This is a genomic window from Proteus sp. CD3 (assembly GCF_008808075.1).
GTDB classification, from domain to species: domain Bacteria; phylum Pseudomonadota; class Gammaproteobacteria; order Enterobacterales; family Enterobacteriaceae; genus Proteus; species Proteus appendicitidis.
Genome location: NZ_CP019686.1, coordinates 3,462,220 through 3,477,139, shown reverse-complemented (window position 1 = coordinate 3,477,139; position 14,920 = coordinate 3,462,220). Strand labels below are relative to the sequence as shown.

General features: G+C 35.8%; 14 protein-coding genes. 9 read left to right on the top strand and 5 right to left on the bottom strand.

Going from position 1 to position 14,920, the window contains the following annotated elements; translation table 11 throughout:
- Positions 1-69: 69 nt before the first annotated feature.
- Entirely contained in the window at positions 70-1,089 is a 1,020-nt protein-coding gene (gene yhjD, locus BTA34_RS15485) for an inner membrane protein YhjD (protein ID WP_151436319.1), read from the bottom strand.
- A 330-nt stretch (positions 1,090-1,419) separates the two neighbouring features.
- Positions 1,420-1,809: a DUF1090 domain-containing protein gene (locus tag BTA34_RS15480; RefSeq protein WP_151436318.1), complete on the bottom strand. Its 390-nt coding sequence runs from the start codon at positions 1,807-1,809 to the stop codon at positions 1,420-1,422.
- A 180-nt stretch (positions 1,810-1,989) separates the two neighbouring features.
- Here BTA34_RS15480 and BTA34_RS15475 point away from each other — a divergent pair, with 180 nt between their 5' ends.
- From BTA34_RS15475 to BTA34_RS15460, 4 genes are all read left to right on the top strand, one after another.
- Positions 1,990-2,832: a 23S rRNA (adenine(2030)-N(6))-methyltransferase RlmJ gene (locus BTA34_RS15475; RefSeq protein ID WP_151436317.1), complete on the top strand. Its 843-nt coding sequence runs from the start codon at positions 1,990-1,992 to the stop codon at positions 2,830-2,832.
- Between the two features lie 144 nt (positions 2,833-2,976).
- Complete coding sequence (gorA, locus tag BTA34_RS15470) at positions 2,977-4,332, top strand: glutathione-disulfide reductase (RefSeq protein ID WP_151436316.1); 1,356 nt, start codon at positions 2,977-2,979, stop codon at positions 4,330-4,332.
- Between the two features lie 616 nt (positions 4,333-4,948).
- Positions 4,949-6,370 carry an NAD(P)/FAD-dependent oxidoreductase gene (locus tag BTA34_RS15465; RefSeq protein ID WP_151436315.1) on the top strand — a complete coding sequence of 474 codons (1,422 nt, stop codon included), beginning with the start codon at positions 4,949-4,951 and terminating at the stop codon, positions 6,368-6,370.
- Between the two features lie 45 nt (positions 6,371-6,415).
- A complete protein-coding gene (locus BTA34_RS15460; protein WP_151436314.1) occupies positions 6,416-6,907 on the top strand; it encodes a RidA family protein in 492 nt (163 codons plus the stop codon).
- A 283-nt stretch (positions 6,908-7,190) separates the two neighbouring features.
- Here BTA34_RS15460 and BTA34_RS15455 read toward each other — a convergent pair whose 3' ends face one another.
- Positions 7,191-8,171 carry a LacI family DNA-binding transcriptional regulator gene (locus tag BTA34_RS15455; protein ID WP_151436313.1) on the bottom strand — a complete coding sequence of 327 codons (981 nt, stop codon included), beginning with the start codon at positions 8,169-8,171 and terminating at the stop codon, positions 7,191-7,193.
- Between the two features lie 216 nt (positions 8,172-8,387).
- On the opposite strand from BTA34_RS15455, the gene BTA34_RS15450 reads away from it, so the two are divergent.
- Both BTA34_RS15450 and BTA34_RS15445 read left to right on the top strand, forming a co-directional pair.
- Complete coding sequence (locus BTA34_RS15450) at positions 8,388-10,046, top strand: alpha-glucosidase (protein WP_151436312.1); 1,659 nt, start codon at positions 8,388-8,390, stop codon at positions 10,044-10,046.
- A 152-nt stretch (positions 10,047-10,198) separates the two neighbouring features.
- Positions 10,199-11,440 (top strand): PD-(D/E)XK nuclease family protein, encoded by a 1,242-nt coding sequence (locus BTA34_RS15445; protein WP_151436311.1) that lies wholly within the window; start codon positions 10,199-10,201, stop codon positions 11,438-11,440.
- Positions 11,441-11,490: 50 nt separating this feature from the next.
- Here the strand turns inward: BTA34_RS15445 and mobB are convergent, their stop codons facing one another.
- Positions 11,491-12,009 (bottom strand): molybdopterin-guanine dinucleotide biosynthesis protein MobB, encoded by a 519-nt coding sequence (gene mobB / locus BTA34_RS15440; protein WP_151436310.1) that lies wholly within the window; start codon positions 12,007-12,009, stop codon positions 11,491-11,493.
- A 5-nt stretch (positions 12,010-12,014) separates the two neighbouring features.
- Positions 12,015-12,605 carry a molybdenum cofactor guanylyltransferase MobA gene (gene mobA, locus BTA34_RS15435; protein ID WP_151436309.1) on the bottom strand — a complete coding sequence of 197 codons (591 nt, stop codon included), beginning with the start codon at positions 12,603-12,605 and terminating at the stop codon, positions 12,015-12,017.
- A 220-nt stretch (positions 12,606-12,825) separates the two neighbouring features.
- Between mobA and BTA34_RS15430 the strand changes: the two genes are divergently transcribed.
- From BTA34_RS15430 to dsbA, 3 genes are read left to right on the top strand one after another with little or no spacing between them, the layout of a single operon-like run.
- The gene (locus BTA34_RS15430; RefSeq protein ID WP_109408934.1) at positions 12,826-13,095 is read left to right on the top strand and encodes a YihD family protein; all 270 of its coding nucleotides are present in this window, start codon (positions 12,826-12,828) and stop codon (positions 13,093-13,095) included.
- Positions 13,096-13,109: 14 nt separating this feature from the next.
- Positions 13,110-14,105 (top strand): serine/threonine protein kinase, encoded by a 996-nt coding sequence (locus tag BTA34_RS15425; RefSeq protein ID WP_151436308.1) that lies wholly within the window; start codon positions 13,110-13,112, stop codon positions 14,103-14,105.
- Positions 14,106-14,125: 20 nt separating this feature from the next.
- The gene (gene dsbA, locus BTA34_RS15420; protein ID WP_151436307.1) at positions 14,126-14,749 is read left to right on the top strand and encodes a thiol:disulfide interchange protein DsbA; all 624 of its coding nucleotides are present in this window, start codon (positions 14,126-14,128) and stop codon (positions 14,747-14,749) included.
- Positions 14,750-14,920: the final 171 nt, after the last annotated feature.

Genomic DNA, 14,920 nt, shown 5'->3' with positions numbered 1-14,920 from the left:
TGTTTTTCCTTATTACGTTATTTATAGGCGGTTAATGCAGGGAATTAACCATATAGTTTTATCATAAAGTTAAGATGTTGATTGCGCTTCAGACAACTGTTCTTTGCGCATATTTGGGCCATCAGTGGCGATCCACGCCGCACAAAAGAGTGTTAATCGGGCAAAAAAGTAGAAGAAAGCCATTAAACCTATCACTGAACCAAATGCGGCACCTGAAGGCGAGCTTGCGATTTTCGGTAGCATCCATGTCATAACAGATTTCAATATTTCAAAACCAATGGCAGCGATAAGTGTGCCTTTAATAAGCGAAATTCGTTTTGGTTGATGGCGAGGTAAGATCCACAATATCCATAAAAAGAGTAAATAGTTTGCAGTAATGGAAATAGTTAAGCCGATGGTTGTCCATGCTGGTGTTAGCCATTCAATACCGTCTAATCCCAATGTATGAACAATCATTCTTTGGGCTGAACCTGCCACAGAAGTCAGCGTAATAGTGACAATTAACGCAAAAAGTAAGCCAATTAATGCTAAAAAGTCACGAAAGTAGCGAAAATAGATTTTCTCTTGCTCTTCTTTATTTCTTTCCCAAACGGAGCGTGATTGCGCCAAAATAGCTTGACGTAAATTACCTACCCAATTAACACCAGAATAAAGTGCAATTGCTAAACCGGTTAAACCCACGGTGGTACGCTGGCGAACTGCGGTATCAATACTTTGTTGAACTGTGGAAGCAAGCGTTGGATCGTCAATGCTATTTGCGACACCTGTAATTAATTTAGCGAGTAAATCTGGATTTGAGGCTAAAACGAAACCCGCACAAGCAAAGGAAAGCATTAATACAGGAATTAATGATAAGAATGAAAAGTAGGTAATAGCGGCACCAAACTGATTTCCCATTCTGTCAGTAAAACGTTCAGCGGCACGAATAAGATGTGCAATAAAAGGGATGTTAGTAATAAAGTTACTGATTTTTATCCCAATACCGATGGCCTTTTTTCCACCATGTATCCCTTTTTCCAGCCCTTTTTTAAGCGGCTGAGTCAGTTGAGTTTTTTCATTCTCTGTTTTGGGTTGCTGCTCTTCTGACATATATCCTCTTTAATTAGATCTGTCCATTTTTAATAACTGAGTGTCACTACTATAGTTTTCACTCAAAAATATCATAGCTTAATTTCTATTACACACCTTATGCTTATTGTAATTAGCCACTGATTTAGGAGATGTATTTGTTTGTTCTGGCTTAAGTGTAGATGATGCTCTATCAAAAGGCGTAGATAATCTTGTACTTAATAAAGGATAGAAAACCAATACAGCAATTCTGAAATTAAGTTTAGTTTAATAAGAGAATGGCTACTCACTTATTGTTTTATGCTGTATTTCACAGCCAAATAAGGAGTAGACATTAATGACTAATGATAACTACTTTGTCAGTAGATTTAATTCTTCTTCAATTGCTTTTAAATCTGCCTTTTCTTCAGCGAGTTTTCTTTCTTGTTTAGCAATTTTATCTGCATCACCTTTAAGTTGTGCTTCTTTTAATTCTAGCTCCCGCTCTTTAACATCAAGTTGTTTTTCACGTAATTCAAGGCGCGTGTTTTCAACTACTTTTTCAGGTGTGCAATAGCGTTCAACATTTTGTAATGCTCGTTCCAAGCCTTGGATACGATATTGATTACCATGTGCTTTTGCATATTCCATTTGTTTTTGGATATTCTGCTTTTTTATCTCACAGCCATTGGTTGATCTATCGGCATAAGCATTACTTGCGAGTAAGCTTAAGGTTATGGCAGTCAAAAGTAATTTTTTCATCTTTCTATCCTATTTAAACTTAAGTGAAATATAGGTTTATCATAACTGCTGGATATTAAGACACAACGTTTCTTTCGCTTTCAATGAAGAAGTTCGGCTTTTTCTGATACACTGAGTTTAATCACTATTTCTGAGTAAATTAATTACTAAGCTATACTTATTTCTAATGGAAGATAAAGAATGCTGAGCTATCGCCATAGTTTCCATGCTGGCAACCACGCCGATGTTTTAAAACATATTGTTCAAACACTCATCATTGAGTCTTTAAAAGAGAAAGAAAAACCTTTCCTTTATCTTGATACTCATGCTGGCGCTGGACGTTATCAATTAACCAATGCCCATGCGACCCGCACTGGCGAATATTTAGAAGGGATCGCACGCTTATGGCAGCAAGAAGAAGTGCCTGAGCTTATTTTGCCTTACCTTGAAGCGGTTGGAGAATTAAACGCAAGTGGGGAGCTGCGTTATTATCCGGGATCACCTTTATTAGCGGGCAAATTACTAAGAGAACAAGATTCTTTAGTGCTAACAGAATTGCATCCAACGGATTTTCCTTTATTACGTACCGAATTCTCTCGTGATGAGAGAGCTAGAGTTTCTCGTGAAGATGGTTTTGGCCAATTAAAATCTAAGTTACCTCCGCCAAGCCGTCGTGGGTTCGCATTAATTGATCCACCTTATGAACTCAAACAAGACTATTCTGCCGTTGTTAAAGGTGTTGTTGATGGTCATAAGCGCTTTGCGACAGGCACTTATGCGATTTGGTATCCCGTTGTTCACCGTCAGCAAATCAAACGTATGCTAAAAGAGCTTGAAGCAACAGGGATCCGTAAGATTTTACAAATTGAATTAGCAGTAAAACCCGATAGTGATCAATTAGGGATGACTGCATCAGGCATGATTGTGATTAATCCACCTTGGAAATTAGAATCACAAATGAAATCAATACTCCCTTGGTTACATAAGACCTTAGTTCCTGAGGGGATTGGACATACATTAGTTGAGTGGGTTGTACCAGAATAAGCATCTTTATTATTGTTTTTGCCTATTACTGTAAAAGCTAAAATCTGACGTGCTATGTTTTAAATTTTGTCATAATAGACATCATGATATGAAAGACTTAGCCTGTGAGTTACCTATTTTTCTACAGATAAATGGATCAGAGAAATGACGAGCAAACATTACGATTACATCGCCATCGGTGGCGGTAGTGGCGGTATCGCATCAATTAATAGAGCGGCAATGTATGGTCAAAAATGCGCATTAATTGAAGCGAAAGCATTAGGTGGCACTTGTGTTAACGTGGGTTGTGTACCTAAAAAAGTGATGTGGCATGCAGCGCAAATTGCTGAAGCTATTCATCAATACGGCCCTGATTATGGTTTTGATACCACAGTGAACCGTTTTGATTGGGATACGCTAATTAGTAGTCGTTCTGCTTATATTGACCGTATTCATCAATCTTATGACCGTGTCTTAGGTAATAATAAAGTTGATGTTATCCAAGGGTTTGCTCGTTTTGTTGATGCCAATACTATTGAAGTCAATGGTGAAAAGATCACCGCTGATAATATTCTGATTGCAACAGGCGGTCGTCCTGTTCAACCTAATATTCCAGGTGCTGAGTATGGTATTAATTCTGATGGCTTCTTTGAATTAAAAGCTTTACCAAAACGTGTTGCTGTTGTTGGAGCTGGTTATATCGCTGTTGAACTTGCTGGAGTGTTAAATGCTTTAGGTAGCGAAACACATCTATTTGTTCGTAAACATGCACCACTGCGTAATTTTGACCCATTAATCGTTGAAACACTGTTAGAAGTGATGGAAACCGAAGGACCTAAATTACATACACACGCTATTCCTAAAGCTGTGATTAAGAATGCAGACGGAAGTTTAACGCTACAACTGGAAAACGGCACAGAGCAAACAGTTGATACCTTAATCTGGGCAATTGGTCGTGAACCTGCAACAGATAACCTGAATCTGGCGGCAACGGGTGTTGAGTTAAATGAAAAAGGCTATATCAAAGTCGATAAATTCCAAAATACCAATGTAAAAGGAATTTATGCTGTTGGCGATAATACTGGGGCTGTTGAATTAACACCGGTTGCTGTTGCCGCAGGGCGTCGTTTGTCAGAGCGTTTATTTAACAACAAACCTAACGAACACTTAGACTATTCAAATATCCCAACGGTGGTATTTAGCCATCCTGCTATTGGTACTGTTGGTTTAACAGAGCCTCAAGCGGTTGAGCAATATGGTGCAGACCAAGTCAAAGTGTACAAATCGTCTTTCACTGCAATGTATAGTGCTGTGACGCGTCATCGTCAACCATGTCGTATGAAGTTGGTTTGTGTTGGTGCAGACGAAAAAATTGTGGGTATTCATGGTATTGGATTTGGTATGGATGAAATGCTACAAGGTTTCGCTGTGGCACTGAAAATGGGCGCAACGAAAAAAGACTTTGATGATACTGTGGCAATCCACCCAACTGCAGCAGAAGAATTTGTGACGATGAGATAAGCTATTTTCATTTATATAGCTTATTTTTATTATTACGTGAAAAGCTAGAGTTAACCCTCTGGCTTTTTTTATTGCAAATTTGTACTGACTCCAGCGTTATTTCTAACTCATACATCCTCTTTTCTATGTATTTTCCTAAAAGTACATTTGTCTACTTACTGACCCATAAACCAGTGATTAAGTGAAATTACTTATTTTGTGAAAATAAGGCTATTACCTGGTCAGGATCATCTTTTTATTTTATGCAATTGTGCGATAGATTTTGCTTGTTTTGTAAACAATATTTTACATCCCCTCCTTGTTATTTGTATCGAAATGTTAATTTTTTAAACAATTACTTTTTCAGTTAAAAATTTATCCATTTCTTATTATTTTCTTGTTTATCAATGAATAATAAATAAAAAATTTTCATCTTCACTTTATTAATTGATGAATTTCTATGAAAAAAAATGGTTAAAGTAACCACGTTGTATCTATGGATATTGTTATTCTAAGAAATGGTTAACAAATAATTATAATTATTAACAATATAATGAACTATGGTATTATTCAGTTTTAAAGAAATAAATGAATAACATTATAAATATAAGTGATAAATCCATTACTGAGGTAGAAGATGAAAATTTCAAGGAGAAAGCTGCTTTTAGGTGTTGGTGCTGCGGGTGTTTTAGCCGGTGGTGCTGCGTTAGTTCCAATGGTTCGCCGTGATGGTAAATTCGTTGAAGCTAAATCTAGAGTATCATTTGTCGAAGGTACAGAGGGTGCGCTGCCTAAAGAATCTGATGCAGTGATTATTGGTGGTGGTATCCAAGGTATCATGACCGCTATCAACCTTGCAGAACGTGGCATGAGTGTCACTATTTTAGAAAAAGGCGAGATTGGCGGTGAACAATCAGGCCGAGCATACAGCCAAATTATTAGTTATCAAACATCACCAGAAATTTTCCCATTACACCATTACGGGAAAATCTTATGGCGTGGAATGAACGAGAAAATTGGTGCAGATACCAGTTATCGTACACAAGGTCGTGTAGAAGCCCTTGCTGATGAAAAAGCACTTGATAAAGCTCAAGCGTGGATCAAAACAGCAAAAGAAACGGCTGGATTTGATACACCATTAAATACGCGCATTATTAAAGGTGAAGAGTTATCAAACCGTCTTGTTGGTGCTCAAACACCATGGACTGTTGCCGCTTTTGAAGAAGACTCAGGCTCTGTTGACCCAGAAACAGGCACACCGGCATTAGCACGCTACGCTAAACAAATTGGCGTAAAAATCTATACCAACTGCGCGGTAAGAGGCATTGAAACTGCGGGTGGTAAAATTTCTGATGTTGTAACAGAAAAAGGCGCAATTAGAACATCTCACGTTGTTCTAGCTGGTGGTATTTGGTCACGTTTATTTATGGGTAACATGGGCATTGATATTCCAACGCTGAATGTTTACTTATCACAACAACGTGTATCAGGTGTTCCAGGCGCACCTCGTGGTAACGTACATTTACCAAACGGTATTCACTTCCGTGAGCAAGCCGATGGTACTTATGCTGTCGCACCACGTATTTTCACAAGTTCTATCGTAAAAGATAGCTTCTTGTTAGGACCTAAGTTCATGCACCTATTAGGTGGTGGTGAGCTACCATTAGAATTCTCTATCGGTGAAGATTTATTTAACTCATTCAAGATGGCAACATCTTGGAAATTAGATGAAAAAACACCGTTTGAACAATATCGTGTTGCAACAGCAACGCAAAATACTGAGCACTTGGATGCTGTATTCCAAAGAATGAAAGCTGAATTCCCAGTATTTGAAAAATCACAAGTTGTTGAACGTTGGGGTGCGGTCGTGAGTCCAACATTTGATGAATTACCTATTATTTCTGAGGTCAAAGAATACCCAGGTCTAGTTATTAATACAGCGACAGTATGGGGTATGACCGAAAGTCCAGCAGCGGGTGAAGTGACTGCCGATATCGTTACGGGTAAGAAACCTGTTATTGATCCAACGCCATTTAGTATGGATCGTTTTAAGAAGTAAATAACCCCTTGTTTTACTGTAAATTAAACATATTAAGGAGTTTCCATGCGCTATAAAAGTTTACTTGTTGCCCTACCTTTCATTTTTGGTGTAGCAAGTGCGAACGCGGAGGGTGTTGTGCATCATAAATTAAATGGTATGCCAATTTCAGAATCTGTAGAAGTTACAGGTGGTAATCTTGTTTTCTTAAGTGGCAAAGTTCCAACTAAGAAATCAGCAGATGCGCCAGAAGGTGTATTAGCTTCTTATGGTAATACTGAAGAACAAACCATCAACGTGTTAGAGCAAATTAAAACTAACCTAAACAAACTTGATTTAGGTATGGATGATATCGTGAAAATGCAAGTCTTCTTAGTTGGTGGCGAAGAGACTGATGGGACTATGGATTTCAAAGGCTTTATGCAAGGTTATTCTAAATTCTTTGATGCAGAAAAAACCAACAAACTTCCAGCACGTTCAGCTTTTCAGGTTGCTAAATTAGCTAACCCAGCATGGCGTGTAGAAATTGAAGTTATCGCTGTTCGCCCTACAAAATAAGGCAATAAGCTTTACTCAATATTGAAGTAAAACATAATGCGATAAAACGCCAAAGAAGGGTAACTTTCTTTGGCGTTTTTTATGGTATCGACATGTTATGTCGATATGTCGATAAAATACGTTTTTATAAACATAATGGCGTGACATGTTTATGGTATCGACATGTTATGGTGATATGTCGATAAAATGCGTTTTTATAAACATAATGGCGTGACATGTTTATGATATCGACATGTTATGTCGATATCTCAACACAAAACTGTCATAAGAATTGAATCAATAATTAACTACTTTCACCTTGAATAAATTTCACTGGAATAACAGAGACGTTATCTGTGATTGCTTTATTCTCAATTAATGCACTAATCACTTCTACGCTTTTTTCGGCTAGTTTTTCAAAGGGTTGTTCAATACAGGTTAATTGGCGCAGTGTTTGGTTTAACCAAGGGCTACCATCGTAAGCAACAATTTTTAATTGTTCTGGAATGGCAATATTTCGCCTTGTTGCTTCATTAAATAATGCCATGGCGGGAATATCAGCAGCAAAAATCGCATCAATATCTGAATGCAAAGAGAGTATTTTTGTTGCAAAAGAATGAAAGTAGTCTTTCTCTTCTTCTTTCCAATTTACTTTACAAGAAATAGGTTTAATACCTGCCTGAATAAGCGTTTCTTTAAAAGCTAAACAGCTTTGATATGAAGGGGTTGATGATAAATAACTTGAATTATCTTCAATATAGAGGATTTTTTTGCACCCTTTTTGAATAAGGTGCTCTGCCGCTAATTGGCCACCCGTATGATGATCGGAACAAACTAATGGAATATCGCGAAGATGACGGTCTAGTGTTACCACGGGTCTTTGAATATGCTGATATTCACTATCATCCAATAACAGATATTCTGCAATAATACCGTCAATCTGACCGCGTTTAAGCATATCAAAAAATATACGTTCACGTACTTTGCTATTTTGTGTTGCACATAACATCATGCTATAGCCATTTTCAGCGAGCTTATTTTCAATAAAACGTGTCACTGTCGCAAAATAAGGGTATTCAAGGCTGTTAATAATGACACCAACAACCGCACTTTTTTGTTGATATAAGTTTCTTAGCCAAGTATCTGGAATATAATCTAATTCTTCTACCGCTTTTTTTATTTTTTCTCGTGCCGCTTGAGACACATAGCCACTGTTATTTAATGCTCTGGAAACAGTACTTGCTGCGACATTGGCTTTTTTTGCGACATCACGGATCCCGGCCATTGAATATGCTGTTGCTCCTTTTAATTAGTTGATGACCTAATATATCTTAATATGATTATGACAAACCCATTTTTATTGAGGTAATTGTGTTTTTTTAGTATGAGCTATTTCACATTTTAGTATGTTAATTACCTTACCCTCTCTTTTAGTACCTATAGTATCTTATATAAATTATGGAACAGTTCCATATATGTTAATTACCTTGGTGAGGTGAATATGTCTAATACTTGGTGGAAAGAAGCAGTGGTCTATCAAATTTATCCCAAGAGCTATTATGATAGTAACGGGGATGGTGTTGGGGATTTAGCAGGGATCACGGAGAAATTAGATTATATTCAATCACTCGGTACAAATGTTATTTGGTTATGTCCAATTTTTAAATCACCAATGAAAGACAATGGTTATGATATTGCTGATTATTCTGTTGTCGATCCTCTCTTTGGCGATAATAACGCGTTAGATAAACTTATTTACGAAGCTAAAAAACGTGATATTAAAATTCTATTAGATTTAGTATTAAATCACTCTTCTGATGAGCATCCATGGTTTAAAGCGGCAATTGAAGATCCGAATAGCCCATATAGCGATTATTATATTTTTAAACAATGGGATAAATCGACGCCTCCTAATAATTTACGCACTTATTTTGATTGCTCTGTTTGGAGTCGTGTTGGAAAAACTAATCGTTGGTATTTCAATTCATTTGGCCCCGAACAGCCGGACTTAAATTGGGAAAACCCACAATTACGCAAAGATATTATCGACATGATAAATGTCTGGATAAAAAAAGGAGTTGCAGGATTTCGCATTGATGCGATTGGTAATTTAAAAAAATCTCCTGAAGCCTTATCTGAATATCAATTTGAACCTGATAAAGATGATGGTTCTGCATCTTTAGTGCCTTGGGTTTTAAATCAACCGGGTATTGATAAGTTTTTAACTGAATTAGCTGAGAATACTTTTAAGCCTGCAAATAGTATGACGGTTGCAGAAATTGATGTACCTGAAAAAGATTTACGTGCTTATGTGGGTGAGAATGGTTATTTCTCTATGGTATTTGATTTTAGCATCGCTGATTTAGATATTCGCAATGAAAAGCCCTTCGCCATTAATCCAATCACTGGTGAAAGATTAAAACCTGTCTTTATTAAAAGCCAATTAGATACTCAACGAGTAGGTTGGGGAGCACCTTATTTAGAAAATCATGATCAACCGCGTTCATTAAATAAATTTCTCCCTAAAGGAGGCATTAATCCTATTAGTGCCAAAATGTTAGCGACATTTTTATTAACTCAACGAGGAACACCTTTTATTTATCAAGGGCAAGAAATTGGTATGACAAATTGCCCTATGACATTAGAGGAACATGATGATTTACATGTTTTTAAATTGCATGAATGGGGTAATAAATTAGGCTATAGCGACGAGCAAATGATTGAATATTTTAATGCCCGCAGCCGTGATAATTCAAGAACACCTTTCCAATGGAGTAGTGAAATAAATGGGGGGTTTAGTACAGGTAAACCATGGTTAAAAGTTAACCCTAATTATGTCGAGATTAATGCACAGAAAGAAATGCAAGATAAGCATTCTCTTTTTGCTTATTACCAACAATTAATTGCATTAAGACGACATTCAGAAATTAGTGATATTTTGATTTATGGTGAGTTTTTGCCATTAGATTCACCAGAAAATGTAATTGCTTTTCAGCGTACGTATGAAGGCAACTCAGTCAATATTTACTGCAATTTTAGTGGTGAAGAAAAAGTACTGGCCATTAAGGCTAAAGATATTTATTTGCATAACAGCCCAATAGTGGAAAACGCACAAGGCAACCTTATTCTTCAGCCTTATCAAGCAATTATTTTGAAATAAAAATAATTACTTTAATAGATAGGTTCTGAGTTTTATTGGAACCTATTTTTATTAATCTCTCCATTAGCTATATTTTATTGGTGATATTGTTTAAATTAGAAATCAACATTAGACATAAACTAAATTACCTTATTTTTATTACTAGAAGAAACATGGATATTTCCCCAGCTATTGTTCATAAAGTAATCCAACGTATTACGACAGAACGAAAATCTTACGACAAAGCGAAAAAACGCTACTATAAAAAGTTAAGTCCAGATTTTTCACCTTTATCTCTATTCAAGATAAATGAAAATACAATTTCAAAATGCTTAGCATTTCTACTTGATCCAACAGAAACGCATGCTCAGGGTAAATTATTTACTCAAAAGTTTTATCAACATTTTATTAAAAATAATAAATATCAGTCTGTAAAATCCGTCTGTCTTGAACAGGCAGTTGAGCAAGACGATAGTTATCGTCGTTTAGATATTTTTGTTGAAACCTCTGATTTATTGATAGGTATTGAGAATAAACCATGGGCTGAAGATGAAGAAAATCAGTTATATGATTATGGTTGCTGGTTGAAAAAAAGAGCAGGAAGAAGTCGAAAAAAATGGATTTTATTTTATTTAAGTAACACTGAATATAGCGAGTATTCTTTATCTAAAGATGCAGATAAAGAGATAAAAGATAATATTCACCATATTACTTATTATGAAATTATTAAATGGTTAGAAGAGTGCACCTATAAAATAGAGTCAATTCAAGTAAAAATGTTTATTGAATCTATTATAAAATTTATTAAGTCAGAGATTAATTACGAGCTAAATATGGAATTGCAAGACGAAATAGTAGAAAAAATATTAGAAGATAATGATGCAATTAGCTCTGCTCTTTTAATATCTAAAAGCATAGAAAATATTAAGTTATCAATAATGAATGAGTTTATAACTCATATCATAAATAAAACAGATGAGCTATCTATAGAGTTTTATTTTGATGAAGAAGACTTTAGAAAAGGGAAAAAAGAGTCTGGATTTTATGTCGATTTTAACGATGATAGCCTTTATTATTTGGTGTTTAAATTTGAGAGTTCAAATTTAAGAAATTTTTATTGGGGCTTTGAAAGAAAAAATGAAGCACCGAAAAGAAATAAATTAAAGAACTACACTGAAATTCAAAGTGAAATTGAACGAGTATTTCCTGACTATTATGTTGAGTGTCAACTAAATGCTGAATATTATCCTTGGTATGCATATTCAGAAGAAAGCCTCAATATTCCACAGAATTGGAATGTTGATGATAATATTTGGCTAATGCTGAGAGATTTTGGCGAAGACAGTTTTGCAGAAACTGTGGTAACGATTATTAAAACAATCAGTGACGAATTTGATTTAGAATTATTAGAATAATATTTGAGATACTGTCATTAAATGTGGGCTATAAAAATAGCCCACAACGATCATTTATTGTTTTTAAGCCAATCTGCAATAAATTCTGCAATAGCTTCGGGTGCGTTGATATCTAGTAGTGGAAAATCGATGCTTAAATCACAATCACTGGCGACGGCAATAACGTGCTCATCAAGTAAATCATTAAAATCACGCTCGTTGATATGGCGATAAAGTGCAATTTTAGGAATGGTTTCGCCTTTAAATCCTTCGACTAAGATTAAATCTAGTTTACTCGTATCAAAACGAGATGCGAGGTAATACAAATCTAATTCTGGTAGTTCTGGAGTTTCTGTCATTAATGCCCAGCGTTGTTGGCTTGCGACTAATGTCTGATCTGCTCCTGCTTTTCTAAGCTCGTAGCTGTCTTTTCCGGGTTTATCCACATCCATATCATGATGAGTATGTTTGATCATACCTACACGAATTTCTCTTTTGCGTAATTGTGGAATAAGCTGTTTTAGTAGTGTCGTTTTACCAGTTCCACTCCACGCCGTGATCCCTAAAAGGGGTAAATCTACTTGTGCCATATTTTTCAGTCCTGTTTTTTTAATTTGTTGGCTTTTTTAATATCGTCAGGGGTATTTAAATTAATAAAAGCATTTGCTTGATCCGCGAATAAAACAGGATGTGCATTTATCTGCTTCATAAACAACATTAATTTTCGATCACCTTGTGCTAAATAAGCTTCTAGCATAGGAATAATACGACGATTTAGCAGTGCTAAGGTAGGATGTTCTCTTTCACCATCATCAACATAAACGGCTAATGCATCGCCTCTTTGCTCATAGAGTTTTTCAACTAAATTAAGAGGGAAATAGGGAACGTCGCAAGGCACAAAGGCAACCCAAGGTGTTGAAGCTTGTTTTAATAACGTAAGCATGCCAGCTAAAGGCCCTGAAAACCCTTCTATTTCATCTGTAATAACAGGATATTGGCTTTGGCGATATTGTTCTAAATTTCGGTTAGCACTAATCAGTATGCTATCAACTTGTGGTGCTAGTTTTTGGGCAATATGGCGGTATAAAGGCTGTCCATGTAGAATTTGAAGCCCTTTATCAGCCCCTCCCATTCGTGTTGCTTGGCCACCCGCAAGTATACCACCTGTAATATTCTTCATTTTCATATTCAATATTTGTGAATAAATTGGCTAAATTTTCCGAACGATTTTTATCAAGGAAAGACGATATACTAATAAAAAATATCGACTTAATGAGATTTCATGTAAAGCGACAGCAATTTTTATCAAAAAAGCGTAATCTTTACGCATATTGACAGAGGTTTCCTTTTTCTATCGGATAATAATTGGTACTTTGTTGTTGTCATTAATAATAAGGATTTTTTGTATGAAATGTCACCGTCTTAATGAAGTTATGGAATTATTGCACCCAGTTTGGGAAGAAAATTCTGATTTAAACTTAATTCAATTATTGCAGAAACTGGCTAATGAAGCGGGTTTTAAAGGTCAATTATCTGATCTGACTGATGATATTTTGATTTACCATCTGAAAATGCGTGGTTCAGCACCAACAGATGTGATACCAGGGCTGAAAAAAGATTACGAAGAAGATTTTAAAACCGCTATTTTACGCGCTCGTGGTGTGATTAAAGACTAAGTTCAGGATAGAAAATGGAAATGTCTGCCTCATTTAATTTTCAGGGACTTTCTCCTGATAACATTTGGGACGCGTTAGTTAAAATCGGTTTTTATCCTGAGTCAGGGCTAACGGAATTAAATAGCTATGAGAATCGTGTTTTTCAATTTATGGATGAGCATAGACAACGTTATGTGGTGAAATTTTATCGTCCTCAACGTTGGTCGTATGAACAGATAAAAGAAGAACATGAATTTGTTTTAGCATTAAAGGAGGCTGAGGTATCTGTTGCGGCGCCTTTAATGATTAATAGTGAGACAGTTCATTTTTCTGATAATGGCTTTTATTTTGCAATATTCCCCAGTATAGGGGGAAGAGCATATGAAACTGATAATTTATTTCAGCTAGAAGAAGTAGGACGCACATTAGGGCGCATTCATCAAATAGGCAGAAAAAAGAATTATGAGTATCGACCGACAGTTTCTATTGCAGAATATCTGATAGCGCCAAAATTAGAATTTGAAAGTAGTTCGTTAATTCCTAATAACCTCAAACCTCAATTTATAGAGGTTATAGATAAACTTATTCATGATGTGCGTCCTAGAATAGAGGACTCTACATGGCAAATATTACGGCTACATGGTGATTGCCATCCCGGTAATATATTGTGGCGTGATGAAGTTGTAATGGTTGATTTTGATGATTCCCGAATGGGACCTGCGGTACAAGACTTTTGGATGTTATTAAATGGCTCACGGCAAGAGCAGGTTATACAGTTAGATACTATCCTTGAGTCTTATTATGAATACCAAGATTTTGATTTACGTGAATTGTCATTAATTGAACCACTAAGAACAATGAGAATGGTGCATTATCTCGCGTGGGTATTAAAACGCTGGAATGATCCTGCTTTCCCTCGCGCTTTTATTTGGTTTCAAGAGCAAGATTTTTGGTTTAAACAATTAGCCTTATTCAAGGGACAAGTGGAGCAGTTAAATGAGCCTCCTTTACAACTTAGTCCAATGTATTAATTCTTAGGAGACGATGAGAAATGAAAAAGATTTGGCTGGCGTTAGCAAGTATGGTGTTAGCATTCAGTGTTTCTGCTGCGGATATTTCTGAAGGAAAGCAGTATACTAACCTTTCTAAACCTGTTGCATCAGCGCCTGATGTTGTTGAGTTTTTCTCTTTTTATTGCCCACATTGTTATCAATTTTCTGAAGTGTATAAAGTCAATAGTACTGTTGAAAAGAATGTACCAGAAAAGACTAATATTGTCCGCTACCACGTTGATTTCTTAGGACCTTTAGGTAAAGACTTAACACGTTCTTGGGCTGTGGCAATGGCTTTAGGTGTTGAAGATCAAGTTTCTCCAGTTTTATTTAAAGGTATTCAAGAAACGCAATCTATTCGTTCTGTTGACGATATCCGTAATGCCTTTATTAACGCTGGCGTTAAAGGTGAAGATTATGATGCAGCAATGAATAGTTTTGTGGTGAATTCTTTAGTTAGCCAACAACAAAATGCTGTCGCCGATTTCCAAATCAATGGTGTGCCTGCGATGATCATTGGTGGGAAATATAAAATGAAAAATGATGGTATCAGTGCAAAATCACCAGAAGAGTATGCAAAAACATATTCTGATATTGTGAATCAATTATTGCTGAAAAAATAATATAGGCTTAAATTTTACCTATATAGATTAAGTAAAAGTATATAGATCCTTATATGAAAATAGCACTCAAGAAATAGGAGTGCTATTTTTTTGACTTTCATATTTTTGTCATAATATAACTATCCACATTAATAAGAAATATTGAGACTAATTTATAATATCTTAATGATT

Bases quoted from the DNA above. Each gene is read 5' to 3' on its own strand.
- yhjD (WP_151436319.1), bottom strand. From the start codon at position 1,089: ATGTCAGAAGAGCAGCAACCCAAAACAGAGAATGAAAAAACTCAACTG.
- BTA34_RS15480 (WP_151436318.1), bottom strand. From the start codon at position 1,809: ATGAAAAAATTACTTTTGACTGCCATAACCTTAAGCTTACTCGCAAGT.
- BTA34_RS15475 (WP_151436317.1), top strand. From the start codon at position 1,990: ATGCTGAGCTATCGCCATAGTTTCCATGCTGGCAACCACGCCGATGTT.
- gorA (WP_151436316.1), top strand. From the start codon at position 2,977: ATGACGAGCAAACATTACGATTACATCGCCATCGGTGGCGGTAGTGGC.
- BTA34_RS15465 (WP_151436315.1), top strand. From the start codon at position 4,949: ATGAAAATTTCAAGGAGAAAGCTGCTTTTAGGTGTTGGTGCTGCGGGT.
- BTA34_RS15460 (WP_151436314.1), top strand. From the start codon at position 6,416: ATGCGCTATAAAAGTTTACTTGTTGCCCTACCTTTCATTTTTGGTGTA.
- BTA34_RS15455 (WP_151436313.1), bottom strand. From the start codon at position 8,171: ATGGCCGGGATCCGTGATGTCGCAAAAAAAGCCAATGTCGCAGCAAGT.
- BTA34_RS15450 (WP_151436312.1), top strand. From the start codon at position 8,388: ATGTCTAATACTTGGTGGAAAGAAGCAGTGGTCTATCAAATTTATCCC.
- BTA34_RS15445 (WP_151436311.1), top strand. From the start codon at position 10,199: ATGGATATTTCCCCAGCTATTGTTCATAAAGTAATCCAACGTATTACG.
- mobB (WP_151436310.1), bottom strand. From the start codon at position 12,009: ATGGCACAAGTAGATTTACCCCTTTTAGGGATCACGGCGTGGAGTGGA.
- mobA (WP_151436309.1), bottom strand. From the start codon at position 12,605: ATGAAAATGAAGAATATTACAGGTGGTATACTTGCGGGTGGCCAAGCA.
- BTA34_RS15430 (WP_109408934.1), top strand. From the start codon at position 12,826: ATGAAATGTCACCGTCTTAATGAAGTTATGGAATTATTGCACCCAGTT.
- BTA34_RS15425 (WP_151436308.1), top strand. From the start codon at position 13,110: ATGGAAATGTCTGCCTCATTTAATTTTCAGGGACTTTCTCCTGATAAC.
- dsbA (WP_151436307.1), top strand. From the start codon at position 14,126: ATGAAAAAGATTTGGCTGGCGTTAGCAAGTATGGTGTTAGCATTCAGT.